A 26555-nucleotide genomic window follows, 5' to 3' on the forward strand; every position below is an offset into this window, starting at 1 on the left:
GTCGGTCCGTCACACGGCGGAGACCGGGGCGGCGGCCTGGGAGCGTTCCCAGCCGCCGCCCCGGTGCGTCCAGGTGAGGTCGACCGAGACGTCCGGCCGGAACCGCGGCACGTCCTCGCTCGAATACCCCTGCGCGTGGCCGGTGATGACGCCGTCCGACCGCACCGCGATCCGGCTCACGGTGAGGTTCTCGCGTTCGGCGAGCAGGGTGGCCACCACCTCGGGGCGCTCGCCCGGGCCGAAGCCGAGCAGGAAGACGGCGTCCGGCGGGGTGCCGGTCTCGGTGGCGCAGTGCGCGGTGACCACCGTACCGGGGCGCCCGTCACCGAGCCGCGCGGGCACGACCAGCGTCGTCTTGACCGGGAACGGACCGCAGTCCAGCGGGAGTTGGGCCCGGGCCGGGTCGGGGGCGGCGGTCGCGGCGATGGCCTTGGGGGTCTCGTGGGCGGGTACCGGGGTGCCGGTCGCCGGGGAGGCGGCCAGCGCGGCCCCCACCACCGCGCCGCAGCCGGCCAGGGCGACGGCCCAGTGCCAGGGGGCGGTGCGCGCGTGTCCGGGCCCGGAACGGCCCCGCGGTGTCCGCTGTCCAGTCGTCGCCGTCGTCGTCCCGACCGCGGTCTTCACCAGGCGTCCCCTCCAGGGCTCCACAAGCCGCTCTGCGTGAGCGAGCATCGTCCCACACCGTGCTCGGCGGCATGCGAAAGGGGTGGTACGAGCGCCGTGCTCGTACCACCCCTTCTCGGTGGGTCCGGGTTCAGCCCAGGTCGGGCTGGTCCGCGTCCGTGGCGCGGGCGGCCTTGCGGGCCGCGGCGCGCTCCTGGAGGGTGGGCTCGGGCGCCCCGTTGTCGTAGTCCTCGCCGTACGCGCCCTTGGCCGGACGGCGGCGGCGCAGCGGCGGCTCCACGCCGTCCGCCAGGCGGCGGGCGGTGAGCAGGAAGCCGGTGTGGCCGATCATCCGGTGGTCCGGGCGGACGGCCAGGCCCTCCAGGTGCCAGGTGCGGACCATGGTCTCCCAGGCCTGCGGCTCGGTGAAGGTGCCGTGGTCGCGCAGCGCCTCGACGGTCTTGGACATCTGTGTGGTGGTGGCCACGTAGCAGCAGATGAGGCCGCCGGGGACGAGCGCCTTGGAGGCGACGTCCAGGCACTCCCAGGGGGCCAGCATGTCGAGGATGACGCGGTCGACGTCGGTCTCGACCAGGTTGTCCTGGAGGTCGCCGACGGTGAGCTTCCACGCCGGGTGCGGGCCGCCGAAGTAGCGCTCGACGTTCCCCTGGGCGATGTCGGCGAAGTCCTGCCGACGCTCGTAGGAGGCCAGCATGCCCTGCTCGCCGACGGCGCGCAGCAGGTACGTGCTGAGCGCACCCGAGCCGACTCCGGCCTCGACCACGCGGGCACCCGCGAAGATGTCGGCCATGGCCAGGATCTGCCCCGCGTCCTTGGGGTAGATCACGGCGGCGCCGCGCGGCATGGACAGGACGTAGTCGGGGAGCAGGGGGCGCAGCGCGAGGTACGGAACGTTCCCCGTGGTGCGCACGACCGTGCCCTCGGGAGCGCCGATCAGCTCGTCGTGCGGGAACGCACCCTTGTGGGTGTGGAACTGGTTCCCGGCCTGGAGCGTGAACGTGTAGTGGCGACCCTTGGGGTCGGTCAGCTGGACCTGGTCCCCGACCTGGAAGGGCCCGCGTCGGCGGGCGGCACCGGTCGGTTCGGACATGCCGACAATCCTAAGGGAAGCGGACCGGCCCGCGGGACGCGGGTGATCGTCGGCCGTCCGGTCAGCGGCCGGTGAGGGCGGCGGTCAGCCGCTGCTCGATGTCGCTGAGCGCGGCGACGCCGTACACCCGGCCGTCCGGCTCGACCACCAGGTACTCCCCCGCCGGGGTGGCCTGGACGGCCCGCAGCAGGTCCTCACCGCCGAGGTCGGCGTCCAGTCGCATGCCGGGTTCGAGGTCGCGGGCGAGCGGTCCGACGGCCACCCAGGGGCGGCGGTGCTCGGGCACCGAGCGGACGGCGGACTCGCGCACCAGGGCGATCGGCTCGCCCCGGCCGTCGACCACGATCACCGCGCCGGCCTGGGCCTCGCGGGCGCGCCGCAGCGCCTCGCCGAGCGGGGTGTCGGCGGTGACCTCGACGGCCCGCCGGGCCAGCTCGCGCAGCCGCAGGCCGGGCAGCACCTCCTTGAGCCGGGCGTTGCGCAGACTGCCGGTGGCGCCGTTCCAGATGATCGCGGCGAGCACCGCGGCCAGCACCGCGTCCACCAGGGTGTCGGTGGTGGTGCGCTCGACCCCGCGGGAGGCGCTGAGCAGCGGCAGGCCGATCAGCACGGCGACGGCCAGCCCGCGGCCGACCCAGGCGGCGGCCACCGTGCCGGTCATCGGCTTGCCGGTGACCGCCCAGACGAGCGCGCGCAGCATCCGGCCGCCGTCCAGCGGCAGGCCGGGCAGCAGGTTGAAGGCGGCGACCACCAGGTTGGAGACCATCAGGCCGGTGAGCAGCACCCCGGGCACGGTGGACGGCTCCACCGCCCGCACGGCGAGGTAGAACACGCCGCCGAGCAGCAGCGAGAGCAGCGGGCCGACGAAGGCCAGCCAGAACTCCCGCCAGGGGCGCTCCGCCTCGTTCTCGATCTCGGACACCCCGCCGAAGAACTGGAGCTGGATCCGCCGCACCCCCAGCTTGTAGCGCAGCGCGACCAGGGTGTGGGCGAGCTCGTGCACCAGCACGGAGGCGTAGAAGGCCACCGCGAAGAAGAACGCGACCAGGTAGCGGGCACCGCCGAGGTCGGGCAGCACGTCGCCCAGCTGTCCGCCGAACACCCAGGTGATCAGCGCGGCGATGACGAACCAGGAGGGTGTGACGTAGACGGGCACGCCGAAGGGCCGGCCCATCAGGATGCCGCCGCGGCGCTCGGGCGGCGGCCCGGCCGGGCGCCCTTCGCCCGCCTGCGGTGGCTGGTCGGAGGACTGCTGCCCCCTGCTGTCGCTCACCGTGATCCCTTCGGTCGTCTCCCCCGTCGTGCCCGGTGCGCCCACGCTACGTGATCGTGGCCCTCCGGCGCCGCACGGCCCTGCTTCCAGCTTCCTACCCACTCACGGCGGCCGTGGCAGCACCGTGGCAGCGGGATGACGGCGAAGGGCAATAGGGTCGTAGCCATGCAGCACACCGAGACCAGCAGTGCCACCGCGCGACCGGCGGCACCCCCGACCGGGCTCTCCCCGTCCCGAGCGGGGGACTTCCTCACCTGTCCCCTGCTGTACCGGCTGCGGGTGATCGACCGGCTGCCCGAGCCGCCGAGCTCGGCGGCGACCCGGGGCACGCTGGTGCACGCGGTGCTGGAGCGGCTCTTCGACAGCCCGGCGGCCGAGCGGACGCCGGAGCGGGCGCTGGGCCTGCTGCGCCCGCAGTGGGAGCGGCTGCTGGGCGAGCGCCCGGAGCTGGGCACGCTGTTCCCGGACGACCCGGACGGCGCGGCGCTGACCCGCTGGCTGGCGGACGCCGAGAAGCTGGTCGGCCAGTGGTTCCGGCTGGAGGACCCGACCCGGCTGCACCCGGTGGAGCGGGAGCTCTACGTGGAGACGGCCCTGGATTCGGGCCTGTTGCTGCGCGGCTACATCGACCGGGTGGACGTCGCCCCGACCGGCGAGGTCCGGCTGGTGGACTACAAGACCGGCCGGGCGCCCTCGCGGGACTTCGAGGGCAAGGCGATGTTCCAGATGAAGTTCTACGCCCTGGTGGTGTGGCGCTGGAAGGGCGTGATCCCCAAGCGCCTCCAGCTGGTCTACCTCGGTGGCGGCGGTGACGTGGTCAGCTACGACCCGGACCAGGCGGACCTGCTGGCGGTGGAGCGCAAGCTCCTGGCGCTGTGGGAGCGGATCGGCCACGCGGTGGCCACCGGGGACTTCCCTGCCACCCGCAACCGCCTCTGCGACTGGTGCGACCACCAGGCCAGCTGCCCGGAGTTCGGCGGCACCCCGCCGCCGTACCCGCTGCCGGTAGCCCGTACGTCGGACGAGAGCGATCCCACGGGGGATCCGATGAGCAAGGAGTCCTAGGTGACGATCCGAGTGCTGCTGGTCGACGACCAGCCGCTGCTGCGCACCGGTTTCCGGATGATCCTGGAGGCCGAGTCCGACCTGGTGGTGGTCGGCGAGGCCGGCGACGGCCAGCAGGCGCTGGACCAGGTGCGGGCGCTGCAGCCCGACGTGGTGCTGATGGACATCCGGATGCCCAGGATGGACGGCGTCGAGGCGACCCGCCGGATCGCCGGCCCGGGGCGGGACGGCCCGGCCAAGGTGCTGGTGCTGACCACCTTCGACCTGGACGAGTACGTGGTGGAGGCGCTGCGCGCGGGCGCCAGCGGCTTCCTGCTGAAGGACGTCCCGGCCGAGGAGCTGGTGCAGGCGATCCGGGTGGTCGCGGACGGCGCGGCGATGCTGGCGCCGAGCATCACCCGCCGACTGCTGGACATGTACGCCACCAAGCTGCCCTCGGGCGACGAGGCGCCGCCGCAGGCGCTGGGCGCGCTGACGGAGCGCGAGCTGGAGGTGCTGAAGCTGGTGGCGCGCGGGCTGTCGAACGCGGAGATCGCGGCCGAGCTGTTCGTCAGCGAGACGACCGTGAAGACGCACGTGGGCCACGTGCTGACCAAGCTGCAGCTGCGCGACCGGGTGCAGGCGGCCGTGTACGCCTACGAGAGCGGACTGGTGCGCCCCGGCGCCCTCTAGCGGTTCCGGCGGCCCCTGGGCCTCCCGGGGGCCGCGGAGACGTCACGGCGGCCCGTCCGCTCCCCGTACCGACGGGGATGCGGGCGGGCCGCCGTCCTGCGGGCGCTACTTGTTGTTCCGGCTGATCTCCCAGAAGCGGAAGTAGCCGGTGGTGTCGACGGTGGACTCGACGCCGGTGACGTACGAGCGGGCCGCGAAGAAGGACTTGTTCTGGTACAGCGGGATCAGCGGCACGTTCTCGGCCTCGATCGCCTGGATCTGCGCGTAGGTGGCGGCCGCGGCGCTGCGGTCGGTCTGCTTGAGGCCCTCCGGCACCAGCCGCCCGCTGATCCGCGGGTCGTCCCAACCGTGGTGGTACGCACCGCCGTTGATCAGCAGCGGGGCGAGGTAGTTGTCCGGGTCCGGGTAGTCGGCGAACCAACCGATGATGTACGCCTGGTACTTGCCCTCGGTCCAGCCCTTGCGGTACGAGTCCCAGTCCGGCTCCTGGACGAGCGTCACCTGGAAGAGGCCGCCGGTCTCCAGCTGCTTCTTCAGCGTCTCGGCCTCGTTGCTGCCGGCCCGCGAACGGGACCAGGTGAGGGTGAACTTGACCGGGGTCTGGATCTTGGCGTCGGCCAGGATCTTCTTGGCCTTGTTCACGTCCTGGTCGCCGTAGCGGTCGAAGAAGGCCGTGGTGTGGCCGGGCAGGCCGGCCGGGACCATGGAGTAGAGCGCCTGGACGGTGCGGGCGAAGACGTCGCGGGCCAGCGCCTTGCGGTCCATCATCTGGGCGACGGCCTGGCGGACGGCGACGTTGCTCATCAGCGGGTCCTTGGTGTTGAGGACCAGCGAACGGGTGTCGTTGCTGTCGCCCTCGGTCACCTGGAGGTCGGTCTTGCCGCCCTGCTGGTCGGAGCGGACCTGGGCGGCGGTGTTCGGCTCCAGGCTGTTGTCGGTGAGGTCGATCTCGCCCTTGTCCAGCGCCGCCTTGAGGTCCTCCGACTTGTCGAAGAACCGCACGGTGAACTTGTTGTTCCGCAGCTTGGCCTCGCCGCCGTACTTGTCGTTGGCCGACAGCACGACCTTGCCCAGCTGCTTGCCGCCGCTCAGGTTCTCGACCGCGTCGAAGCGGTACGGGCCGGAGCCGATCAGCTTGTCGTTCGGGACGACCTTGTCCGCGGGGTAGACCTGGTGGTCCACGATGGCGCCGACCGGGCTCGCCAGCTTCGCCGGCAGGGTGGCGTCGGGCGTGGAGAGGTGGAAGATCACCTCGTTGTCGCCCTTGGCCTCGACGGACTTGATCGAGTCCAGCAGCTCGACCGGACCGGTCTGGTCGTTGATCTTCTTGGTGCGCTCGATCGAGAAGACCACGTCCTGGGCGGTCAGCGGGTGACCGTTGGAGAACTTCTGGCCGGGCTTCAGGGTGCAGTGGTACTCGGTGGCCTCGGCGCTGGTGAACTCGCAGGACTGCGCGGCGTCCGGGGACGGCGAGCTGGCCGCGGCCTGGAAGGTGAGCAGCGACTGGAAGGTGTTGCGCAGCAGCAGCCAGGAGCCGGCGTCGTAGGCGGCCGCCGGGTCCAGGACACCGGTCAGCTGACTGGTGCCCATGGTGATCGACTTGCCGCCGTCCCCCTTGACCACGTCGGTCACCGATCCGCAGCCCGCCACCGACACGGCGACCAGGCCGGCGCAACCGAGTACTGCCAGGCGTTCAGCTGAAGTCTTCACGAGGCGCGTCCTTTTGGGTGGCACGAACTGGAGTAGCGTGCCACATCGAACACGTACGACCGATACCCGCGCTGATGACGTTTGGGACACGGCGGTTCAGGGCATCACGGCGCGCTCGACGAGTTGTCAGCCATTGCCCGTTTTCTCCCCCGGCGACTTCGGTCCGGAGCCCCGCCGGGCCGCTTATCGGCCGGTGAGGCCGGGTCGCAATGAGACGACAATCACACCCGAGAGGCGACCAGGGAGCGCAGCAGATCGAGGTCGACCTGCTCCAGCGACGGCAGCACCAGCCGCCCCGGAGCCGGCTCGATCGCCGCCACCGAGGGCACCGCGATCACCGGGCAGCCGGCCGCCTCGCCCGCCCGCACCCCGGTCGGGGTGTCCTCGATCACCACGCAGCGGACCGGCTCCGCGCCGAGTCGCCGGGCGGCCTCCAGGTACGGGTCGGGGAAGGGCTTGGTGCGCGGCACCTCGTCCCCGCCGATGGTGAAGGCGAAGTGGTGGGCGCCCAGCGAGCGCAGCACGATGTCGATCACGTGCCGGTGCGAGGCGGACACCATGGCGGCCGGGATCCCGTGCGCGGCAAGGGTGTTGAGCAGCCGCTCGGCGCCCGGCATGAGCGGCACGCCGCCGGCCAGCAGGTCGACGAAGCGCTGGTTGACCAGCACGCCCAGGTCCGCCGGCGCGATGTCCGCGCCGGTCCTGGCGACCAGGTACTCCATCACCCTGGCCATCGGGCCGCCGACCACGTGGGCGCGGTCGGCCTCGTCCAGCTCGTGGCCCAGCTCGGCGAAGAGCGAGGCCTCGGCCTGCCACCAGAAGTCCTCGGTGTCCACCAGCGTCCCGTCCATGTCCAGCAGCACCGCCTGGAGCCCGCGGTCGTCCCCGTGTTCGAGGATGCGCGTGGCGGTGGAGCTGGTCGTCATGGCGGGGTCCTTCCGGCAGGCCCGGAGCGTCTCCGGGGAAGGCGCGGGCCGGCCCGCAGGTGAGCGGACCGGCCCGTTCAGGATCATCAAGGATACGCCCGCTTCGTCCGGAAAGAGCGAACGCAACGGAAACCGGGAGTTACCGGGCGTTGAAGTACTTCGCCTCCGGGTGGTGGATCACGATCGCGTCGGTGGACTGCTCCGGGTGGAGCTGGAACTCCTCGGAGAGCACCACGCCGATCCGCTCCGGCTTCAGCAGCTCGGCGATCTTGGCCCGGTCCTCCAGCTCGGGGCAGGCCCCGTAGCCGAGCGAGAAGCGGGCGCCGCGGTACTTGAGCGCGAACATGTCCTTGACGTCCTGCGGGTCCTCGCCGGAGAAGCCCAGCTCGTAGCGGACCCGCGCGTGCCAGAACTCGGCCAGCGCCTCGGCCAGCTGCACCGAGAGCCCGTGCAGCTCCAGGTAGTCCCGGTAGGAGTTGCCGGCGAACAGCTCGTTGGCCGCCTCCGAGATCCGGTTGCCCATGGTGACCACCTGGAGGCCCACGACGTCCCGCACCCCGGACTCCTCCGGGCGGAAGAAGTCGGCCAGGCAGAGCCGGCGGCCGCGCCGCTGGCGCGGGAAGGTGAAGCGGGTGCGCTCGGTGCCGTCCTCGTGGAAGACGATCAGGTCGTCGCCCTTGGAGTTGGCCGGGTAGTAGCCGTAGACCACGGCGGCCTCCAGCCAGCCCTCGGTCTGCAGGCGGTCCAGCCAGGCCCGCAGCCGCGGCCGGCCCTCGGTCTCCACCAGCTCCTCGTAGGACGGCCCTTCGCCGGAGCGCGCGGCCTTCAGGCCCCACTGCCCCTTGAACAGCGCGTCCTCGTCCAGCCAGGAGGCGTAGTCGGCGAACGGGATGCCCTTGACGATCCGGTCGCCCCAGAACGGCGGCACCGGCACGGTGTTGTCGACGGCGACGTCGGAGCGGATCTGGCCGAGGTTCACCTCGGGCTCCGGCTCCTCCACCTCGACCCGGGCGTGCCGGCGCTGCTTGAGCTCCGGCAGGGCCGCGCCGGGCACGCCGCGCTTGACCGCGATCAGCGCGTCCATCAGCCGCAGGCCCTCGAAGGCGTCCCGGGCGTAGCGGACCTCGCCCTCGTAGATCTCGTGCAGGTCCTGCTCGACGTAGGCGCGGGTGAGCGCGGCGCCGCCGAGGATCACCGGGAAGCTGGCGGCCAGCTTGCGCTGGTTCAGCTCCTCCAGGTTCTCCTTCATGATCACGGTGGACTTCACCAGCAGGCCGGACATCCCGATGACGTCCGCGTTGTGCTCCTGCGCGGCGTCCAGGATCGCCGAGACCGGCTGCTTGATGCCCAGGTTGACCACGTTGTAGCCGTTGTTGGACAGGATGATGTCGACCAGGTTCTTGCCGATGTCGTGGACGTCGCCCTTGACGGTGGCGAGCACGATGGTGCCCTTGCCCTCGCTGTCGGACTTCTCCATGTGCGGCTCCAGGTGGGCCACCGCGGTCTTCATCACCTCGGCGGACTGGAGCACGAACGGCAGCTGCATCTGGCCGGAGCCGAAGAGCTCGCCGACCACCTTCATGCCGGCCAGCAGGGTGTCGTTGATGATCTCCAGCGCCGGACGGACGGTCAGCGCCTCGTCCAGGTCGGCCTCCAGGCCGTTGCGCTCACCGTCGATGATCCGGCGCTGCAGCCGCTCCTCCAGCGGGAGCGCGGCCAGCTCCTCGGCCTTGGAGGCCTTCACCGAGGCGGCGGAGACGCCCTCGAACAGCTCCAGCAGGCGCTGCAGCGGGTCGTAGCCGTCCCGGCGGCGGTCGTAGACCAGGTCGAGCGCGGCCTCGCGCTGGTCCTCGGGGATGCGGGAGATCGGCAGGATCTTGGAGGCGTGCACGATCGCCGAGTCCAGTCCGGCCTCCACGCACTCGTGCAGGAAGACGGAGTTGAGCACCACCCTGGCGGCCGGGTTGAGGCCGAAGGAGATGTTGGACAGGCCCAGGGTGGTCTGCACCTTCGGGTGGCGGCGCTTGAGCTCGCGGATCGCCTCGATGGTCTCGATGCCGTCCCGGCGGGACTCCTCCTGGCCGGTGGCCAGGGTGAAGGTGAGGCAGTCGACCAGGATCGAGCCCTCGTCGATGCCGTAGTCGGCGGTGAGTTCGGCGATCAGCCGCTCGGCGATCGCGACCTTGGTGTCGGCGGTACGGGCCTGGCCCTGCTCGTCGATGGTCAGCGCGATCAGGCCGGCGCCGTGCTCGCGGGCCAGCGAGGCGATCTTCCCGAAGCGCGAGTCGGGGGCGTTGCCGTCCTCGTAGTTGACCGAGTTGAGCACCGCGCGGCCGCCGAGCGCCTCCAGACCGGCCTGCAGCACCGGCGGCTCGGTGGAGTCCAGCACGATCGGCAGGGTGGAGGCGGTGGCCAGCCGGCCGGCGATCTCCTTCATGTCGGCGACGCCGTCGCGGCCGACGTAGTCCACGCAGAGGTCCAGCAGGTGGGAGCCGTCCCGGATCTGGTCGCGGGCGATCTCCACGCAGGCCTGCCAGTCGCCGGCCAGCATCGACTCGCGGAACTTCTTCGAGCCGTTGGCGTTGGTGCGCTCGCCGATCGCCAGGTACGAGGTGTCCTGACGGAACGGCACCGCCTGGTACAGCGAGGCCGCCGAGGGCTCGGGCCTCGGGTCGCGCGGGGCGATCGGGCGGCCCTGGACCCGCTCGACCACCTGGCGCAGGTGCTCGGGGGTGGTGCCGCAACAGCCGCCGACCAGCGAGAGGCCGTACTCGCGGGTGAACACGTCGTGGGCGTCGGCCAGTTCGGCCGGGGACAGCGGGTAGTGGGCGCCGTCCTTGCCGAGCACCGGCAGGCCCGCGTTCGGCATGCAGGACAGGCCGATCCGGGCGTTCTTGGCCAGGTAGCGCAGGTGCTCGCTCATCTCGGCCGGGCCGGTCGCGCAGTTGAGGCCGATGTAGTCCACGCCCAGCGGCTCCAGCGCGGTGAGCGCGGCACCGATCTCCGAGCCGAGCAGCATGGTGCCGGTGGTCTCCACCGTCACCTGCACCAGCACCGGCAGGTCAAGCCCGGCCTCGGCCAGCGCCCGCTTGGAGCCCAGGATGGCGGCCTTGGTCTGCAGCAGGTCCTGGCTGGTCTCGACCAGCAGCGCGTCGGCGCCGCCGGCGATCAGGCCGGCCGCGTTCTGCTGGAAGCCGTCGCGCAGCGTCTCGTACGGGGCGTGGCCGAGGGTCGGCAGCTTGGTGCCGGGGCCGATCGAGCCGAGCACCCAGCGGGTGCGGCCGTCGGCGGCGGCGTGGGCGTCGGCCACCTCGCGGGCGATCCGGGCGCCGGACTCGGACAGCTCGAAGATCCGCTCCGCGATCTCGTACTCGCCGAGGGCGCTGAAGTTGGCGCCGAAGGTGTTGGTCTCCACGCAGTCCACGCCGACCCCGAAGTAGGCCTCGTGGACGGACCGGACGATGTCCGGGCGAGTGATGTTGAGGACCTCGTTGCAGCCTTCGAGGTTCTGGAAGTCCTCCAGCGTCGGATCCTGCGCCTGGAGCATGGTGCCCATGGCACCGTCGGCGACCACCACTCGGGTGGCGAGGGCCTCACGCAGTGCGTTCGCGCGGCTCTGCTGAGTGATGGACGGGGTGGCTGCTGTGGCCATGGGGCTTCTCCCTGGTGCGACGGCTGTCGGCTTTGCGAGCCCGCTTGGTCGGGCACGCACCTGGCCAGGGTATCCGGCCCACGGCTCGGCCCGCCGGGCCATTCCGTATCCTGAGCGCTCGAGCGCAAGGGGGAGAGAGCGCGTGGCCGGATTCCGGACCTCCGCGCGGCGTGCCGGCCGGGGCCTGACGGCCCCGTTCCGCGCGCTGCGCGACCACTGGCGGGCCTGGTCCCGGTGGCGGCGGGCACTGCTGGTGCTGGCCCTGGTGGCGGCCGTGCCGGCCGCCGCGCTGGGATCGGTGTTCGTGATGTTCCGGCTGCACTACACCGGCACGCCCGCCGCCGACGCCCGCACCCGGGGCCGGGACGCGCTCTGGCTCGGCCACGCCTGGGTGGACGGCCGCAGGACCGAGGCGGACGTGGCCGAGCTGGGCCGGCAGCTGGCCGGCACCGGCGTCCGGGACCTCTACGTGCACACCGGCCCGCTGGAGCACGACGGCTCGCTGCCGCCCTCCGCCCACCCCCGGGCCCGCTGGTTCACCGACACCGTGCACCGGGAGCTGCCCGGCATCCGGGTGCAGAGCTGGCTGGGCGACGAGGTCAAGCCGGAGAAGGACGCCCTGGACCTGGAGGACGGCCCCACCCGCGACCGGGTCACCGCCTCCGCCCGCCAGGTGCTGGACCTCGGCTTCGACGGCGTGCACTTCGACATGGAGCCGATCCGCCCCGGTTCGGCGGGCTGGCTGGCGCTGCTCGACCGGGTCCGCCCGGTCACCGCGGCCCGCGGCGCCAAGCTGTCGGTGGCGGCCCCGCAGATCGACCCCGTCCCCGGCCTGCACACGGCCGGCATCCTGCTCACCGGCCACGGCAAGTGGTGGGACCGGGCGTACTTCACCGAGACCGCCCGCCGGGTCGACCAGATCGCGGTGATGAGCTACGACACCTCGATGCCCACCGAGCCGCTGTACGGCGGCTACGTGGCCCGGCAGACCGAGCTCGCCCTGCGGTCGACCCCGGCCGGCGTGGACCTGCTGATGGGCCTGCCGTTCTACTGGGACGACAAGTGGGGCCACCGGGGTGACGCCGAGACCGTCCGGGCCGCCGTCCGAGGCGTCCGGCTCGGCCTGGGCCGGGAGGACCGGCGGCGGGCCGACTTCGGCGTCGCGCTGTACGTGGACTTCGCCGCGCTGCCCGAGCACTGGGCGGCGTACCGCGAGGGCTGGGCGACGGCGGGGCAGGGCGGGTAGCACCGGCCCGGCGGACCGTGCGGTCGGGCGACCGTCACGCCGCGTCGCCGATCGAACACCCTTCGCTCCCACCGGACACCTGACGGACCGTCAGCCAGGAGCCCGTCGATATCCGGTGGATCGCGGCGGTCCGCTCCCCCAGACTGTCCCGGTGCCCGGCCGTGGTGCGCATCAAAGCCCGTAGGCTGGGCAGGTAGGGACCATGGGGCGAGGCGTTCCATGGGAGACGAGAGGTTCGACAGTCGGCAGCCGGCCCGTCGGCGCCCCGGCAGGCCAGCCGGGGCGGCGCAGGTCCGACCGCCGACCGGAGGGAGACGCTGGGTGATCGAGCTGGAAGATGTTCCCGAGTTGATCGACCCGGTGATGGTCTGCGCGTTCGAGGGCTGGAACGACGCGGGCGACGCCGCGTCCGCGGCCTTGGCGCACCTGGACGAGACCTGGGGCGGCAAGGTGTTCGCCGCCCTGGACGCGGAGGACTACTACGACTTCCAGGTCAACCGGCCCACGGTCTGGCTGGACGGCGGCATCCGCCGGATCACCTGGCCGACCACCAGGCTCTCGGTGATCCGGGTGACGGAACCGACCACCAGGGACATCGTGCTGGTCCGCGGCATCGAGCCGAGCATGCGCTGGCGCTCGTTCTGCAACGAGCTGCTGGGCTTCGCGCACGAGCTGGGCGTCGAGCTGGTGGTGATCCTGGGCGCGCTGCTCGGCGACACCCCGCACAGCCGTCCGGTGCCGGTCAGCGGCGTCACCTCCGACCCCGAGCTGGCCCGCCGACTGGACCTGGAGGAGAGCCGCTACGAGGGCCCGACCGGCATCGTCGGGGTGCTCCAGGAGGCCTGCACCCACGCCGGGGTGCCGGCCGTGACGCTCTGGGCGGCGGTGCCGCACTACGTCTCGCAGCCGCCGAACCCCAAGGCCACGCTGGCCCTGATCAACAAGCTGGAGGACCTGCTGGACCTGCGCATCCCGCCGGGCGAGCTCGGCGAGGACGCCAGGGCCTGGCAGATCGGCGTGGACCAGCTGGCCGCCGAGGACAGCGAGGTGGCCGAGTACGTCCAGCAGCTGGAGGAGGCGCAGGACACCGCGGAGCTGCCGGAGGCCTCCGGCGACGCCATCGCCCGCGAGTTCGAGCGCTACCTGCGCCGCCGGGAGAACGTCGGGCCGACGGGCGAGAAGCCGGTGGCCGGGCACGCCACGGCGGAGCGGCCGGCCGATCCGGAGACGCCGGGCGGCGGGGCCCGGGAGAGCCAGGACGGCGCCGAGGAGGAGTGACCTCCGTACGGCCGAAGGGGCGTCAGGACCAGTCCTGGCGCCCCTTCGGCGTGTGGTGCGGGTGCGGGTTACAGCGCGACGCCGAGCAGGGCGTCCACCGTGCGGGTCACCAGGCCGGGAGCGCCGGTGTCGGTGCCGCCCTCGGCCTCCTGGCCGGCCGCCCAGCGGTCGACCGCGGCCAGCGCGGCGGGCGTGTCCAGGTCGTTCGCGAGCGCCTCGCGCACCTCGGCGAGCAGCCGCTCGGCCGACGGGCCGTCCGGGCGGGAGACCGCTGCGCGCCAGCGGGCGAGACGCTCGACGGCCTCGTCCAGGGTGCTCTTGGTCCACTCCCAGTCCGCGCGGTAGTGGTGCGAGAGCAGCGCCAGGCGGATCGCCGCCGGGTCGACGCCCTCGCGGCGCAGCGCCGAGACGAAGACCAGGTTGCCGCGGGACTTGGACATCTTGTGGCCGTCCAGGGCGACCATGCCGGCGTGCACGTACGCCTTGGCGTACGGGTGGGTGCCGGTGGCGACCTGGGCGTGCGCGGCGCCCATCTCGTGGTGCGGGAAGGAGAGGTCGCTGCCGCCGCCCTGGATGTCGAAGGACATGCCGAGGTACTGCAGCGCGATGGCGACGCACTCGATGTGCCAGCCGGGGCGGCCGTGGCCGAGCTCGGTGTCCCAGGCGGGCTCGCCCGGGCGGGCGGCCAGCCAGAGCAGGGCGTCCAGCGGGTTGCGCTTGCCGGGGCGCTCCGGGTCGCCGCCGCGCTCGGCGAAGACCGGGCGCATGGCCTCGCGGGTGAGGCCGGAGACCTCGCCGAAGCGCGGGTCGGCGTCGACCGAGAAGTAGATGTCGCCGTCCACCTTGTAGGCGGCACCGGAGGCCAGCAGCTTCTGGACGATCGGGACGATCCACGGGATCGACTCGACGGCGCCGATGTAGTGGGCCGGCGGGAGCATCCGCAGCGCGGTCATGTCCTCGCGGAACAGGGCCGTCTCGCGCTCGGCCAGGGCCGTCCAGTCCTGGCCGGTCTCGACCGCGCGGGCGAGCAGCGGGTCGTCGACGTCGGTGACGTTCTGGATGTACAGGACGTCGTGGCCGGCGTCCTTCCAGACGCGCTGCACCAGGTCGAACGCGTTGTAGGTGGCGGCGTGGCCCATGTGGGTCGCGTCGTAGGGCGTGATGCCGCAGACGTAGATCCGGGCGGTGCCGTCCTGCGGCACCACCTCGCGGACCGTGCCCGCTGCGGTGTCGTGGATACGGAGGGGGAGCCCCTGACCAGGCAGGGCGGGAACCTCGGAGGCGGGCCAGGCATGCATGGAAACAACTTTAACCTTGCGAACATTTGAAAGCCTAACCAGTACGAAAGATCGACTGGATTCGCTTCTCGGCATTGCCCGACTGTTTCCCGACTGGTATTGCACGGAACCGGCGGGCGTGACGCCCGTGCCGTACCGGCCCCGCCGTGCCGTACGGGACACGGCGCCGGGCACGGGTGAGCGCCCGGTCGGCCCTGCCGCCGACCGGGCGCCCGGCGCCCCGGGGGACGCGGTCGGAGCCGCTACGACCGCTGCCAGAGGGCCGGCACGTTCGGCGGCTCCCAGCCCACCATGGCGGTGTGCGCCTGGAGGCAGGTGTAGGAGACGCCGGAGTAGGTGACGCGGTCGCCCGCTTGGTACGAGGTGCCCGCTGCCCAGGTCCCGCTCGGCGGCGGTGTGCTGGGCCCGCCGGTCGGGGTGGGGGTGGGGCTCGGCGTGCCGGGGGTCTGCGGGACGTCCAGCACGAAGTCGAAGCTCGCCTCGCGGGTCTGGCCGTCCTGGCGGACGTTCATCAGCAGCCGGGGGTCGTAGATGCTGTCCGTGCTGTTGCGCGGCTCGCCCGGGAAGTACAGCTGGGTGGTGACGATCGAGCGGCCGGGGGCCTGGAGCTTGACGTGCAGGTGCCGGGTGCGGCCCGGGTAGAGGCCGGGCACGATGGTGTCCAGCCGGTACGCGCCGTTGGCGTCGGTGAACTGGTGACCGCGGAAGGTGTAGGTGACGTTGTCGTAGTTGCCGCCGTTGTCGGCCTGCCAGAAGTCCAGCAGCACCCCCGAGACGGGCCGGCAGGCGCGGCCGAAGACGTAGCCGCTGACGACCAGGTGGGTGCCGGGCCCGTCGCTGACCATCGAGCTGCGCAGCGGGGAGTTGGGCTTGAAGTAGGGACCCTCGATCTGCTCGACGGTGGGGGCGTCACCGTCGTGGCACTCGGGGGTGAGGCCGAGCGGTTCGCCGCCGTGGATCTGGTCCCGGGCCAGGGCCACTCCGCCGCCGACCAGCAGCGGGGCTGCCCCGAGCGCGGCGGCGGCCTTCAGGACGGTCTTGCGGCTGATCATGCCGTCGGGCGTGGGCATGCGCCGTCTCCTTCTCGTGAGGCGGGGGGTGGGGGCGGCCCTTGCCATGGTGGGGGGCATGACAAGGGCCGGACCGGCCGCCCGTCCGCGCGCCGGACCGGCCACCGGTGGCCAGCAGCAAAGTTACGGGCCGTCCGGCGCGACCGCGATGGACATGATCCGGGGATCGTGGTGATTTCCGTCGACCCCGGCCCGGAACTCCCCCGGGGTCATCCCGGTCTCCCGGCGGAAGAACCGGCAGAAGTACGCCGGATCGACGAAGCCCGCCTCCTTGGCGACCTGGCGGATCGTCAAGTCGGTGCAGGCGAGCAGCCGTTTGGCCTCCAGGGTCTGCTGGTGGCGGATCAGCCCGCCGGGGGTGCGGCCGGTGGCCTGCTTCACCAGGGTCTGCAAGTGCCCCGGGGAGACGCCGAGTTCCTGCGCGATGGAGGCCACCGAGTGCCGCACCCCGCCCGGCCGGGCGATCAACCGGGTGAAGGCGGCCGCCACTTCTGCCGGACGGCTGGGCAGCGCCGGGCGGCCGGCCGGGGCGCAGGCGCGCAGCGCCCGGACGATCAGGATGTGCAGACTGGCCCGCAGCACCCCCTGGTAGCCGGGCGCCCTGGTCCGGTACTCGTGCTCCATGTCGGTGAGCAGCGCGTCGATCGCGTCGGCCTGCTCGCCGAGCGCGAGGGCGGGGCGGGTGGCCAGGGCCCGCAGGGCGGCGAGGTCCTGGGGGTGGCCGAGCAGGAAGTCCTCGTTGAACAGGACGACCCGGCCGGCCAGTTCCTCGGTGTCCGCCCAGTAGTGCACCTGGCCGGGGGTGATCACGCACAACTGCGGTGGCGCCAGCGGCCGGTGGACGAGGTCCAGGACGTGGGCGCCGCGGCCGCCGGTGACGTGGACGATCTCGTAGAAAGAGTGCCGGTGCGGGAATCCCGCCCGGGAGAGCGGGCCGATCGCGTCGAAACTGCCGACGGCGAAGGGGAGCAGGTGGGGCAGCGGGACCTGTAACCGGTGCAACGGCAGGTCCGGCGTGGTTCGGGGGGTGGGGGTGGTCCGTCGCACATCCATCGGAGCAGTGTGCGACCTGTTCCGGGGGCAGGTCCAGACCATCTGTCGCCGTTTTCGAGAACCGGTCCAGACCACTGGTGGGTCAGGGCGGTCGGGAGCAAAATGCCCGGGCGGGCCGCGACCCCGGACCGGTGCGGCCAGGGCGGGCCCGCAGGCGCCCCGGCCGCACCGGCTACACCGCCTACACCCGCCGCACCCGCTACACCGGCGGCCAGGGGATCGCGGGCCAGTCCTCCGGCGGCAGCGGGTGCCGGCCGGAGCCGCGCAATTCGGCCACCCGGGCCCGGGTGGCGTCCAGTTCGGCCGCCGTCAGGTGCGGGGCGAGCCGCTCGGCGAGCGCACCGTCCAACTGCTCGGCCAAGCGGGCCAGCACCTCCAGCGCCTCGCCGGGCAGTGGGTCCCCGGCCCAACCCCAGAGCAGGGTGCGCAGCTTGTCCTCGGTGTTGAAGGTGACGCCGTGGTCGATCCCGTACACCCGGCCGTCGGCGGCCGGGATCAGGTGGCCGCCCTTGCGGTCGGCGTTGTTGAGCACCGCGTCCAGGACGGCGAGCCGGCGCAGCCGCCGGTCGTCGTGGTGCACCAGCAGGGCCGTCCGCCCGCCCTCGACCTCGGCCCGGACGATCGGCAGCCAGCCCGTTTCCGGGCCGCGCGGGTCCTGCAGCGCCAGCAGCGGCTCGGCCCCGGGGTCCGGCTCGACCCACAGCTGCACCATTCCGGCCCCGTGCGGGCCCTCGCGCAGCACGGTGGGAGGGATCAGCGCCCAGCCGGTCGCGGCCGACAGCTCGTACGCGGCGACCTCGCGCCCGGCCAGCGTGCCGTCGGGGAAGTCCCACAGTGGTCGCTCGCCGGCCACCGGCTTGTAGACGGCCTGCGCGCTCAGCGAGCCGTGCGCCACCGTGCAGTACAGCGCGGCGTTGGAGGCGTCGGTGAGCCGGCCGTGCACGGTCAGCTCGCCCTGGCGCAGCAGCGCGAGGGCGGTGGGCACGTCGGCGGCCAGCGCGGCGGCGGCCGCCGGGTCGGCCTGCGGCGGGGTGTCCGTGTTCAGCGCCGGTAGCCGTTCGCGCGCGGGCACAGGTGGCCCTCCGGGTCGAGCGGAAGGTTGCAGAAGGGGCAGGGCTTGCGGCCGGCCGCGACCAGGTCCAGCGCGCGCTTGGCGAAGACCCTGGCCATCGCGCCGGACAGCCGCACCCGCAGCATGTCCGGGCCGTTCTCGTCGTCGGTGAAGACCGCCTCGGCGGCCTCCTCGTCGTCCTCCTCGACCAGCGCCTGCGCCTCGACCACCAGGCAGGCATCCATGCTGTCCCAGGCCAGGGCCATGGTGCCGACCCGGAACTCCTGCTCCAGCGGGAGGTCCAGCGGGGCGGTGTCGAGCAGGTCCTTCGGGGCGGCGGCCGGGATGGCGGCGTCGCCGCCGCTGCGCCGCAGCGCCTCGTCCAGGACCTCCTCGATGCGCTCGGCGAGCGCGGCGACCTGGGTCTTCTCCAGCAGCACGCTGGTGATCCGGCCCCGGGCGCTGGCCTGGAGGTAGAACGCCCGGGCACCGGGCTGGCCGACGGTGCCGGCCACGAACCGCTCGGGCTGGTCGTAGAAGAAGACCTGACGGGGCACGCTCTCGCTCCGGATCGTGTCGGTCGGCGCGGTTCCACAGGGGGCGGGATCGCGGCCGGATGGACTCATCAGTCACCCTACGACCTTCGGGCTCCGGCCGGGGAGCCGAGCCGACGGCCGCGGGCGGGGTGGCACCCGGGGAAGCGGACGGTGCCGCCCGGACGGTGCCTCCCCGGGCGGCCCGTCGGCGGCGCGGCTCAGACGGTGCCGCCCACCACCGCGTCGCCGGCCGGGGTGGCCTCGGCCGGGTGGGGCCTGGGGGCGAGCGAGGCGAGGTCGCCGGTGTCGCCCATCCTCAGTACGAAGGGCCGTTGGGGGGTGTAGCGGATCGCGGTGACCGAACAGGGCTCGACGCTGATCCGCTGGAAGTGGTCCAGGTGCAGCCCGAGCGCGTCGGCCACCACGGCCTTGATCACGTCCCCGTGCGAGCAGGCGACCCAGACCGCGTCCTCGCCGTGCTCGGCGGCGATCTTCCGGTTCCACTCGCGCACCGCGTCCACCGTGCGGTGGCTCAGCGCGCGCAGCGACTCCCCGCCGGGGAAGGCGGCCGCCGCGGCGTGGTCCTGCACCGTGCGCCAGAGCGGCTCCTTGGCCAGCTCGGCCAGCGGCCGGCCGGTCCAGTCGCCGTAGTGGCACTCCCCCAGCCGCTCGTCCTCGGTCGGCGGGCCCAACTCGGGGCGGACCGCCAGCAGCGGCTCCAGCGTCTGCCGGCAGCGCTCCAACGGGCTGCTGACCGCCTGCACCAGCGGGATGCCGGCGAGCCGGCCGGCGAGCGCGGCGGCCTGCGCCCGACCGGTGTCGTCGAGGTCCACGCCGGGCGTCCAACCAGCCAGGATTCCGGCGGTGTTCGCGGTGGAGCGGCCGTGACGGACGAGCAGCAGCGTGGGCATGGGGTCAGCCTACGGCCTCCGGGCCCCGCGATGGGCCCCGCTCTCCCTTCCGGACGTCCCGCCCGGTGGGCCTCGGGCTCGTCTCTCGGACTTCGTCGGATCGGGCAAGGATCCAAGAGGCGGGCCCTGGTTGCCCCGGATCCGTGCCGGACGGCCCCGCCCGGGTGACAATGGCCCCCATGATCGTCCACTGCGCCGCCTACCACGACGGCCGCCGGATCGAGGCCCCCGAGGATCCCGCCGGCGCGCTCGCCGCCGCCCGCGCGGCCGGTCCGGGCGGCTTCGTCTGGATAGGCCTGTTCGAGCCCACCACCGAGGAACTCGGCCGCGTCGGCAAGGAGTTCACGCTGCACCCGCTGGCCGTCGAGGACGCCGTCAGCGCCCACCAGCGCCCCAAGGTGGAGGCCTACCAGGGCTCGCTGTTCGTCGCCCTGAAGACCCTCGGCTACCACCCCGGCGGGCACGTCGTCACGGTCGGCGAGGTGATGGTCTTCCTCGGCCCGGACTTCGTGATGACCGTCCGGCACGGCGAGGACGGCTCGCTCGGCGGCCTGCGGGCCGCCCTGGAACAGGACCCCGAGCAACTGCGCTACGGGCCCAGCTCGGTGCTGCACCAGGTCTGCGACACCATCGTGGACGGCTACGTGGACGTGGCGTCCGCGCTCCAGTCCGACCTGGACGAGCTGGAGGCGGACATCTTCTCCCCCGGCCGGGTCGGCAGCGACACCGCCGGCCGGATCTACGGCTACAAGCGCCAGGTGATGTCCGCGCGCCGGGCCGTCGGCCCGCTGGTGGAGCCGATGCTGACCCTGGAGCGCGGCGCCCGCTTCGTCCGCCCCGAGACCGCGCCCTACCTGCGGGACGTCGCCGACCACGTGGCCCGGGTGAACGACCAGATGGAGGGAATGGACCGGCTGCTGTCCGACATCCTGAACGCCAACCTGGCGCAGGTCAGCGTCCAGCAGAACAACGACATGCGGAAGATCTCGGCCTGGGCGGCGCTGGCCGCCGTACCGACGATGATCGCGGGCATCTACGGGATGAACTTCGAGCACATGCCCGAGCTGCACCGGGTCTGGGGGTACCCGGCGGTGCTGGTGCTGATGCTGGTGGTCTGCCTGGTGCTGCACCGGGTGTTCAAGCGGCACGACTGGCTGTAGTGCCGCTCGACCGCCGGCCACCGGGCCCGACCGGCCGGGCCGGTCAGGCCAGGCCGGCCCGCTCCAGCGCCTCGACGCCGGTGCGCAGCGCCCGGATCCGCTCGTCCAGGGTGAAGCCGGACGGGGCCAGGGTGAGCGTGGTGACGCCGGCGTCGGCGTAGGCCTGCATCCGGTCGGCGATCCGGGCGGTGTCGCCGATCAGCGAGGTGGCGTCGATCAGGTCGTGCGGGACGGCGGCCGCGGCGCCCGCGTAGTCCCTGGCCAGGTACTTCTCCTGGACCTCGTCGGCGGCCTGCTCGTAGCCCATCCGCCGGGCGAGCTGGTTGTAGAAGTTCTTCTCCTTGCTGCCCATGCCACCGATGTAGAGCGCGGCGTAGGAACGCAGCCCGTCGACCCCGGCCTTGATGTCCTCGCCGACGGCGAGGTTCACCGTCGGGCAGAGGTCGAAGCCCTCCAGCGTCTTCCCGGCCTGGGCGCGGCCCGCCGTCAGCGGGTCGAGCGAGAGCGCGGAGTGCTCGGGCGAGAAGAAGATGCCGAGCCAGCCGTCGGCGATCTCACCGGTCAGCTCCAGGTTCTTCGGACCGATCGCGGCGATGTACAGCGGGATGTGCTCGCGCACCGGGTGCACGGTGAGCTTGATCGGCTTGCCGGGGCCGCCGGGCAGCGGCAGCGTCCAGTTTGCGCCCTCGTGCACCAGGCGCTCGCGGGACATCGCCTTGCGGATGATCTCCACGTACTCGCGGGTGCGGGCGAGCGGCTTGTCGAACTTCACGCCGTACCAGCCCTCGGACACCTGCGGGCCGGAGACGCCGAGGCCGAGCCGGAACCGGCCGCCGGACAGGGTGTCCAAGGTGGCGGCGGTCATCGCGGTCATCGCCGGGGTACGGGCCGGGATCTGGAAGATGGCCGAGCCGACGTCGATCCGCTCGGTCTTCGCGGCGACGAAGCTGAGCACCGTCGCGGCGTCCGAGCCGTACGCCTCCGCCGCCCAGCAGACGGAGTAGCCGAGCCGGTCCGCCTCCTGGGCCACGGCGATGTTGTCGGCGTCCATGCCGAGTCCCCAGTAGCCGAGGTTGATCCCGAGTCGCATCTGCCGCACCTTCCAGTGGGTTGGGGTTGTGGCGAGGGTAACCGCGCCCGCGCCGGACATGCTACTGACGGGTAGGGGTGGTCTGGGTCACAGTCGCGCGGGTTCGTGCCGCAGTGATCGTTCTGCGGGTCTGCACCCCTGTCCGGGCACCGGCCGCTACGCTCAGCCGGGGTGGGGAGCACTCTCCCCCACCTGCGCGTTTACACGGCTGCCGGGGCTCGCGGGGCCACCGGCCAGTGAAGGGCCCGTCCGATGGAAAAGCGTCACCTCGGCCGTACCGGCCTGCAGGTCTCCCGGCTCGGCCTCGGCACCATGACCTGGGGCCGGGACACCGACGAGCAGGAGGCCGCGGAGCAGCTCAAGGAGTTCGTCGACGCCGGCGGCAACCTGGTCGACACCGCCGACGTGTACGCGGACGGCGGCGCCGAGTACCTGATCTCCCGGCTCACCGACAACCTGGTCCCGCGCTCCGAACTCGTCATCGCCACCAAGGCCGGCAGCGCCCCCGAGTCCGCCCGCCGCTTCGACGGCTCGCGCGGCCACCTGCTCGCCGCCCTGGACGCCTCGCTGCGCCGGCTCGGCACCGACCACGTCGACCTGTGGCAGGTGCACTCCTTCGACCCGGCCACCCCGGTCGAGGAGACGCTCAGCGCCCTCGACATCGCCGTCTCCTCCGGGCGCGCCCGCTACGTCGGGGTCTGCGACTTCAGCGGCTGGCAGCTCGCCAAGGCCGCCACCTGGCAGCACGCCCACCACGGACGGGTGCCGCTGGCCGGGGCGCAGCTGGAGTACTCGCTGCTCCAGCGCGGCATCGAGCGGGAGGCCCTGCCCGCCGCGCTGGACGCCGGGGTCGGGGTGCTCGCCGGCTCGCCGCTCGGGCGCGGGGTGCTCACCGGCAAGTACCGGCACGGCATCCCGCAGGACTCGCGCGGCGCCTCGCCGTACCTGACCGGGTTCGTCCAGCCCTACCTCGGAGAGCGCTCGCGGCGGATCGTGGACGCCCTCGCCACCGCCGCCGACGGGCTCGCCAGCACCCCGCTGGAGGTCGCGCTGGCCTGGGTCCGGGACCGGCCCGGGGTGGCGAGCGCCCTGGTCGGGGCCCGGACGGTGGCCCAGCTGCAGGCGGCGCTGTCGGTGGAGGCGCTTACGCTTCCGGATGAGATCCGTGGCGCGCTGGACGACATCTCGTCGCCGGTGCACCACTACCCGGACCAGGGGTGGACCGAGCTGTGACCCAGGCCCGGGTTGTCGAGCAGAACCTGCAGTGGAGTGACCTTTGGAGCGGACGACGATGACTGACACGGGGAACGGCGCTCCGGAGGTGACCGAAGGGGCCCAGCTGACCCCGGAGGAGAAGGCCGCGAAGGTCGCCGAGCTGGCACGGCGGATGCGGGAGATCGCCGCCCAGGGGCCCGGGGCCGCGGCCCCGGCCGCGCGGATCCCCACGCCGCAGGCGTCGGAGCCGCAGGCCTCGGGGCCCGCGGGGGCGGAGCCCGCCGCATCCGGACCGCAGGCCCCTGCGGCGGCCGCCGCCCCCGCCGCGGTGCCCGAGCGGCAGCACGGCGACGCGCTGCGCGCCACCGCCGAGGTGCTGGCCGCCGGCGGCGCCCCGGCCGAGCTGGCGGCCGCCGCCGTGGCCGCGCTCGGCGAGGAGGCCCCCGAGCGGCTGCGCGACGACCCGTGGGCGGTGCTGGGCCTGCCCGGCGTCCGACCCGAGCACGCGGACGGCTTCGCCCAGAAGCTGCTCGGCCCCGATGCCGCCCCGGGCGACGAGCGCCGCGCCCGGGCGCTGGTGCCGTGGCTGCTGGAGCAGGCGGCGCTGCGCGGGCACTCGGCCCTGGAACTGCCCGAGGTCGCGGCCGGGCTCACCCGGCTCCGGATGCCCGACCCGGCCACCGCGATCCAGGCCGCCGTCGCGGACGGGCGGGTGCTGCCCTTCCAGGAGGAGCTGACCGGCGCCGAGGCGCACGCGGCGGGCGGCGACGAGGACGAGGCGCCGACCCGCACGCTGCTCGCGCTGGAGGGGCTGGCGATGGCCGAGGACAGCCTCGCCGAGAAGCTGCTCCAGCTGATGGCCACCTTCGTACCGGGCGAGGACCCGCAGGAGGCCGAGGACTCCGAGGAGGCCGAGGTCCCCGACGAGACCGGAGCCGGGGCCCGAGCCGGGGCCGGCGAAGCGGCCGCCCCCGCCGAGGAATCCGCCGAGCAGACCCGCGTCGACCCCGGCCCGACCGCCTGGGCGGCCGCCGCCGAGGCCGCGCCGTCCTCCTCCGCGACCGCCCTGGTCAGGGCCGTCGCCGAGCACGCCCTGGTGCTGCACACCGGCGGCGAGGCGGCCCGCGCCGAGCCGGCCGCTCTGGTCACCGCCGCCCGCGGCCTCGGGCTGCGGGCCTGGGCCGCCACCTGGACCGACCAGGGCCGGGACTCGCTCGCCGCACTCGCCGGCCCGGGCACCGGCGGTGGGGCCTCCGTGGTCACCCTCGCCGACCTGCTCTCCGGCGCCGCCGGCCCCGGCCGCGCCCCGGACGGCACGCTCGCCCTCGACCTGCTGGTCGTGCTGGACGCCCCGCTGCTGGACGTCGAACTGGCCGCCACCGTCCTGGAGTCGCTGGCCGACGGCACCCGGCTGGTGCTCAGCGGCGACCCGGGCCAGCTCTGGTCGGCCGGCCCCGGGCGGTTCTTCGCCGACCTGCTGGCCGCCAAGGCCTGCCCGGCGGTCGCCTCCCGCACCCCGGACTTCGGCCCGATCGGCGAGTTGGTCTCCGGTGTCGGCATCGGCGAGCTCCAGCCGGTCGAGGCGCCGGACAAGGAGGTGGTCATCCTGACCGCCAAGGACGCCGGCGAGGCCGTCCACCGGGCCGTCCAGCTGCTCACCGACTCCATCCCGCGCGCGCTGGGCATCCCGGTCGAGCAGGTGGTGCTGCTCACCCCGGGCCACGGCGGCCCGGCCGGCACCCGCGCACTGAACGCCGCCGCCAAGGCCAGGCTCAACCCCGGCCCCGGCCGGTTCGGCGGCTTCGACCCGGGCGACCGGGTGGTCGACTCCCCCACCCCCGGCGTCACCCGCCCGGCCCGGGTGCTGGACGGCGACGCCACCGGTCTGCACCTGGAGTACGCCGACGGCTCGCGCCGGACCGTCCCGCCCGCCGAGGCCGCCCGGCTGCGGCACGGCTGGGCGCTGACCGTCCACCAGGCCCTCGGCCGGCGCTGGCCGGGCGCGGTGGTGGTGCTTCCGGAGGACGCCGCCCCCGCCCTGACCCGGCAGTGGGTCTACACCGCCTTCGGCCGCGGCGAGCGGCACCTGTCCGTGGTGCACGCGGCGGGCCCGGCGCTCGCCCAGGCCGTCGCCGAGCGCCAGGCGCAGCCGCGCACCACCCGGCTGCGGGCGGTCCTCGCCGAGAACACCGCGGCCTCGGAGTACTGAGGCGCGAACGCACGACGGGCGGGCCCCGGTGATCCCGGGCCCGCCCGTCGGCCGTCTTCCGGACGGCGTCAGTCGTCCGGGTCCTCGTCGTCGTAGACCTCGCTCACGTCGAACCGGCAGATCAGCAGCTGCGGATCGGCGTGCTCGAAGGGTTCCGGCAGCCACTCGCCCGGCTCGGTCGGCTCGGCGGCCGCGACCCAGAGCGTCGAGTCGGCCTCCTCCAGGCCGAACTCCTCGCTGCGGGCGGCGATCTCGTCGGGCTCGTACTCGCCGAACAGCACGCCGATCGCGGCGTTCACCCCGCCCGCGCCGGCCCCGCCCGGGGTCAGCGACTCGTCCAGCCGCTCGGCCTGGGCACGCAGCCGCTCGGGATCGACGACGTGGTAGTCGCGGCGGATCAACACGCTGATCGCCTCGGGCTGTTCGGGGCCGTGGTACCCGCCCGGGCCCTCGTCCCCCGGGATCTCGAAGGGCGTGACCTCGTCGTAGGCCTCGTACAGGAGCTGGTCGTAGGCGATGGCCGCCGTCGCGAGCTGCTCGTAGGCGGCGGAAACGGCGGGATCATCGGCTGCGTTGGGGCTTGACACCGCTTCCAGATGACGGTCGATGGCGGCCTTGACCGCCTCAGCGGCGGCGCGTACCTCGGCAATGGTGGGCTGCGCGGCATCAGACATGGTGCAGACGCTATCTCCCCGCGACGCCGGTACGCACAGCGGTTGTCATCTACACCCGCGATTTCACCGCAACTTCCCCCCTGATGTCCGATCCATGCCCTTTCGTCTTCGCGTGGCACCGGCGCGAAGCGGGCGCGGAGGGCGCGCAGCGGGTCCGCCGGGGCCGTCCGGGTGCCGCTTCGCGCGCCGGGATCGGGGTATCCCCTCCACAGCGGCAACGGGACTGATGCACTGTCAGTCGACGGGCCCGGGTGGCACCCCCTCGGGCCGCCGCTCCCCCGTGGGAGGACGGCCGGAAACACCCGGGCCGCCCGTCCGGGGCAGGCCGTAGGCTTGCCCTTCAGGTGATCCCCAGGAGGAGCGTCTTGATCCCACGGAAGCCGGTCCGGCAGCCGGAGTACGAGTACCAGTCCCTGCGCATGCCGCGCGGCACCACGCGCAACGCGGCGCGCCAACTGCTCACCGAGCACGCCGAGTACGGGCACTGGGAGCTCGACCGGCTCAGGCTGTTCCCCGACGGCAGCCGGACGGTCCGACTGAAGCGGCGGATCATCCGGCAGGTCCGGAGCTGGTGACGGGCGGGGCGCCGCGCCCCCTGGCGGAACCACACCGAGCTTTCACGCACCCGCGACCGCCCGTTCGCCCGGCGGCCGCGGGTGCGCCTTTCCCACGGCCGGTGCACGCGGCCGCCGAGCGAACGCCACGGGGCCCGGGGGGGGGGGGGGGCCCGCGACCAGGGCGAGGGGGACGGC

General features: G+C 73.4%; 22 protein-coding genes. 8 read left to right on the forward strand and 14 right to left on the reverse strand.

All coding sequences use genetic code 11. The features are described 5' to 3' along the window. Positions 1 to 9: 9 nt before the first annotated feature. From ACWDBB_RS25740 to ACWDBB_RS25750, 3 genes are all read right to left on the reverse strand, one after another. A complete protein-coding gene (locus ACWDBB_RS25740; RefSeq protein ID WP_449791846.1) occupies positions 10 to 624 on the reverse strand; it encodes a hypothetical protein in 615 nt (204 codons plus the stop codon). Between the two features lie 130 nt (positions 625 to 754). Next, a complete protein-coding gene (locus ACWDBB_RS25745; RefSeq protein ID WP_449791847.1) occupies positions 755 to 1714 on the reverse strand; it encodes a tRNA (adenine-N1)-methyltransferase in 960 nt (319 codons plus the stop codon). A gap of 61 nt (positions 1715 to 1775) precedes the next feature. Beyond that, positions 1776 to 2888 (reverse strand): site-2 protease family protein, encoded by a 1113-nt coding sequence (locus ACWDBB_RS25750; RefSeq protein ID WP_449791865.1) that lies wholly within the window; start codon positions 2886 to 2888, stop codon positions 1776 to 1778. Positions 2889 to 3152: 264 nt separating this feature from the next. Between ACWDBB_RS25750 and ACWDBB_RS25755 the strand changes: the two genes are divergently transcribed. Both ACWDBB_RS25755 and ACWDBB_RS25760 read left to right on the forward strand, forming a co-directional pair. Continuing rightward, positions 3153 to 4052 carry a RecB family exonuclease gene (locus ACWDBB_RS25755; protein WP_402404810.1) on the forward strand — a complete coding sequence of 300 codons (900 nt, stop codon included), beginning with the start codon at positions 3153 to 3155 and terminating at the stop codon, positions 4050 to 4052. Continuing rightward, entirely contained in the window at positions 4053 to 4724 is a 672-nt protein-coding gene (locus tag ACWDBB_RS25760) for a response regulator (protein WP_049650980.1), read from the forward strand. 105 nt (positions 4725 to 4829) lie between these two features. Here ACWDBB_RS25760 and ACWDBB_RS25765 read toward each other — a convergent pair whose 3' ends face one another. The 3 genes from ACWDBB_RS25765 to metH form a co-directional block, all read right to left on the reverse strand. Continuing rightward, positions 4830 to 6434, reverse strand: coding sequence for an ABC transporter substrate-binding protein (locus ACWDBB_RS25765; RefSeq protein ID WP_449791848.1), 1605 nt, complete (start codon positions 6432 to 6434; stop codon positions 4830 to 4832). A gap of 221 nt (positions 6435 to 6655) precedes the next feature. Next, positions 6656 to 7360, reverse strand: coding sequence for an HAD family hydrolase (locus ACWDBB_RS25770; RefSeq protein WP_449791849.1), 705 nt, complete (start codon positions 7358 to 7360; stop codon positions 6656 to 6658). A 139-nt stretch (positions 7361 to 7499) separates the two neighbouring features. Continuing rightward, positions 7500 to 11012: a methionine synthase gene (gene metH, locus ACWDBB_RS25775; protein ID WP_449791850.1), complete on the reverse strand. Its 3513-nt coding sequence runs from the start codon at positions 11010 to 11012 to the stop codon at positions 7500 to 7502. Between the two features lie 142 nt (positions 11013 to 11154). On the opposite strand from metH, the gene ACWDBB_RS25780 reads away from it, so the two are divergent. Both ACWDBB_RS25780 and ACWDBB_RS25785 read left to right on the forward strand, forming a co-directional pair. Beyond that, positions 11155 to 12258 carry a glycoside hydrolase family 18 protein gene (locus ACWDBB_RS25780; RefSeq protein WP_449791851.1) on the forward strand — a complete coding sequence of 368 codons (1104 nt, stop codon included), beginning with the start codon at positions 11155 to 11157 and terminating at the stop codon, positions 12256 to 12258. Positions 12259 to 12579: 321 nt separating this feature from the next. Continuing rightward, on the forward strand, positions 12580 to 13536 hold the full coding sequence (locus ACWDBB_RS25785; RefSeq protein ID WP_449791852.1) for a PAC2 family protein: 957 nt from the start codon (positions 12580 to 12582) through the stop codon (positions 13534 to 13536). Between the two features lie 68 nt (positions 13537 to 13604). On the opposite strand, the gene mshC is transcribed toward ACWDBB_RS25785, so the two are convergent. The 6 genes from mshC to ACWDBB_RS25815 form a co-directional block, all read right to left on the reverse strand. Continuing rightward, positions 13605 to 14834, reverse strand: coding sequence for a cysteine--1-D-myo-inosityl 2-amino-2-deoxy-alpha-D-glucopyranoside ligase (mshC, locus tag ACWDBB_RS25790; RefSeq protein WP_402404794.1), 1230 nt, complete (start codon positions 14832 to 14834; stop codon positions 13605 to 13607). A gap of 242 nt (positions 14835 to 15076) precedes the next feature. Then, a complete protein-coding gene (locus tag ACWDBB_RS25795; protein WP_449791853.1) occupies positions 15077 to 15904 on the reverse strand; it encodes a dioxygenase family protein in 828 nt (275 codons plus the stop codon). A gap of 123 nt (positions 15905 to 16027) precedes the next feature. Then, the gene (locus tag ACWDBB_RS25800) at positions 16028 to 16957 is read right to left on the reverse strand and encodes an AraC family transcriptional regulator (RefSeq protein ID WP_449791854.1); all 930 of its coding nucleotides are present in this window, start codon (positions 16955 to 16957) and stop codon (positions 16028 to 16030) included. A 199-nt stretch (positions 16958 to 17156) separates the two neighbouring features. Then, on the reverse strand, positions 17157 to 17954 hold the full coding sequence (locus tag ACWDBB_RS25805; RefSeq protein ID WP_449791866.1) for an SCO1664 family protein: 798 nt from the start codon (positions 17952 to 17954) through the stop codon (positions 17157 to 17159). Positions 17955 to 17998: 44 nt separating this feature from the next. Further along, positions 17999 to 18565 carry a DUF3090 domain-containing protein gene (locus tag ACWDBB_RS25810; RefSeq protein WP_449791855.1) on the reverse strand — a complete coding sequence of 189 codons (567 nt, stop codon included), beginning with the start codon at positions 18563 to 18565 and terminating at the stop codon, positions 17999 to 18001. A gap of 197 nt (positions 18566 to 18762) precedes the next feature. Continuing rightward, complete coding sequence (locus ACWDBB_RS25815) at positions 18763 to 19455, reverse strand: MSMEG_4193 family putative phosphomutase (RefSeq protein WP_449791856.1); 693 nt, start codon at positions 19453 to 19455, stop codon at positions 18763 to 18765. Positions 19456 to 19634: 179 nt separating this feature from the next. On the opposite strand from ACWDBB_RS25815, the gene ACWDBB_RS25820 reads away from it, so the two are divergent. Further along, entirely contained in the window at positions 19635 to 20615 is a 981-nt protein-coding gene (locus ACWDBB_RS25820) for a magnesium and cobalt transport protein CorA (RefSeq protein WP_449791857.1), read from the forward strand. Between the two features lie 43 nt (positions 20616 to 20658). On the opposite strand, the gene ACWDBB_RS25825 is transcribed toward ACWDBB_RS25820, so the two are convergent. Then, positions 20659 to 21705 (reverse strand): LLM class F420-dependent oxidoreductase, encoded by a 1047-nt coding sequence (locus ACWDBB_RS25825; protein ID WP_449791858.1) that lies wholly within the window; start codon positions 21703 to 21705, stop codon positions 20659 to 20661. A gap of 252 nt (positions 21706 to 21957) precedes the next feature. On the opposite strand from ACWDBB_RS25825, the gene ACWDBB_RS25830 reads away from it, so the two are divergent. Continuing rightward, a complete protein-coding gene (locus tag ACWDBB_RS25830) occupies positions 21958 to 22938 on the forward strand; it encodes an aldo/keto reductase (RefSeq protein WP_449791859.1) in 981 nt (326 codons plus the stop codon). Positions 22939 to 22996: 58 nt separating this feature from the next. Next, a complete protein-coding gene (locus tag ACWDBB_RS25835; RefSeq protein ID WP_449791860.1) occupies positions 22997 to 25129 on the forward strand; it encodes a helix-hairpin-helix domain-containing protein in 2133 nt (710 codons plus the stop codon). A gap of 68 nt (positions 25130 to 25197) precedes the next feature. Here ACWDBB_RS25835 and ACWDBB_RS25840 read toward each other — a convergent pair whose 3' ends face one another. Continuing rightward, entirely contained in the window at positions 25198 to 25803 is a 606-nt protein-coding gene (locus tag ACWDBB_RS25840) for a hypothetical protein (protein ID WP_449791861.1), read from the reverse strand. Between the two features lie 368 nt (positions 25804 to 26171). Here ACWDBB_RS25840 and ACWDBB_RS25845 point away from each other — a divergent pair, with 368 nt between their 5' ends. Continuing rightward, positions 26172 to 26378 (forward strand): DUF5703 family protein, encoded by a 207-nt coding sequence (locus ACWDBB_RS25845; RefSeq protein ID WP_360261758.1) that lies wholly within the window; start codon positions 26172 to 26174, stop codon positions 26376 to 26378. Positions 26379 to 26555 lie beyond the last annotated feature (177 nt).

This window comes from Kitasatospora sp. NPDC001095 (genome assembly GCF_053598615.1).

Excerpts from the sequence above, each read along its gene's own strand:
- ACWDBB_RS25750 (WP_449791865.1), bottom strand. The coding sequence starts at position 2,888 with ATGGGCCGGCCCTTCGGCGTGCCCGTCTACGTCACACCCTCCTGGTTC.
- ACWDBB_RS25795 (WP_449791853.1), bottom strand. The coding sequence starts at position 15,904 with ATGCCCACGCCCGACGGCATGATCAGCCGCAAGACCGTCCTGAAGGCC.
- ACWDBB_RS25745 (WP_449791847.1), bottom strand. The coding sequence starts at position 1,714 with ATGTCCGAACCGACCGGTGCCGCCCGCCGACGCGGGCCCTTCCAGGTC.
- ACWDBB_RS25825 (WP_449791858.1), bottom strand. The coding sequence starts at position 21,705 with ATGCGACTCGGGATCAACCTCGGCTACTGGGGACTCGGCATGGACGCC.
- ACWDBB_RS25830 (WP_449791859.1), top strand. The coding sequence starts at position 21,958 with ATGGAAAAGCGTCACCTCGGCCGTACCGGCCTGCAGGTCTCCCGGCTC.
- mshC (WP_402404794.1), bottom strand. The coding sequence starts at position 14,834 with ATGCATGCCTGGCCCGCCTCCGAGGTTCCCGCCCTGCCTGGTCAGGGG.
- metH (WP_449791850.1), bottom strand. The coding sequence starts at position 11,012 with ATGGCCACAGCAGCCACCCCGTCCATCACTCAGCAGAGCCGCGCGAAC.
- ACWDBB_RS25820 (WP_449791857.1), top strand. The coding sequence starts at position 19,635 with ATGATCGTCCACTGCGCCGCCTACCACGACGGCCGCCGGATCGAGGCC.
- ACWDBB_RS25840 (WP_449791861.1), bottom strand. The coding sequence starts at position 25,803 with ATGTCTGATGCCGCGCAGCCCACCATTGCCGAGGTACGCGCCGCCGCT.
- ACWDBB_RS25835 (WP_449791860.1), top strand. The coding sequence starts at position 22,997 with ATGACTGACACGGGGAACGGCGCTCCGGAGGTGACCGAAGGGGCCCAG.
- ACWDBB_RS25800 (WP_449791854.1), bottom strand. The coding sequence starts at position 16,957 with ATGGATGTGCGACGGACCACCCCCACCCCCCGAACCACGCCGGACCTG.
- ACWDBB_RS25815 (WP_449791856.1), bottom strand. The coding sequence starts at position 19,455 with ATGCCCACGCTGCTGCTCGTCCGTCACGGCCGCTCCACCGCGAACACC.
- ACWDBB_RS25770 (WP_449791849.1), bottom strand. The coding sequence starts at position 7,360 with ATGACGACCAGCTCCACCGCCACGCGCATCCTCGAACACGGGGACGAC.
- ACWDBB_RS25755 (WP_402404810.1), top strand. The coding sequence starts at position 3,153 with ATGCAGCACACCGAGACCAGCAGTGCCACCGCGCGACCGGCGGCACCC.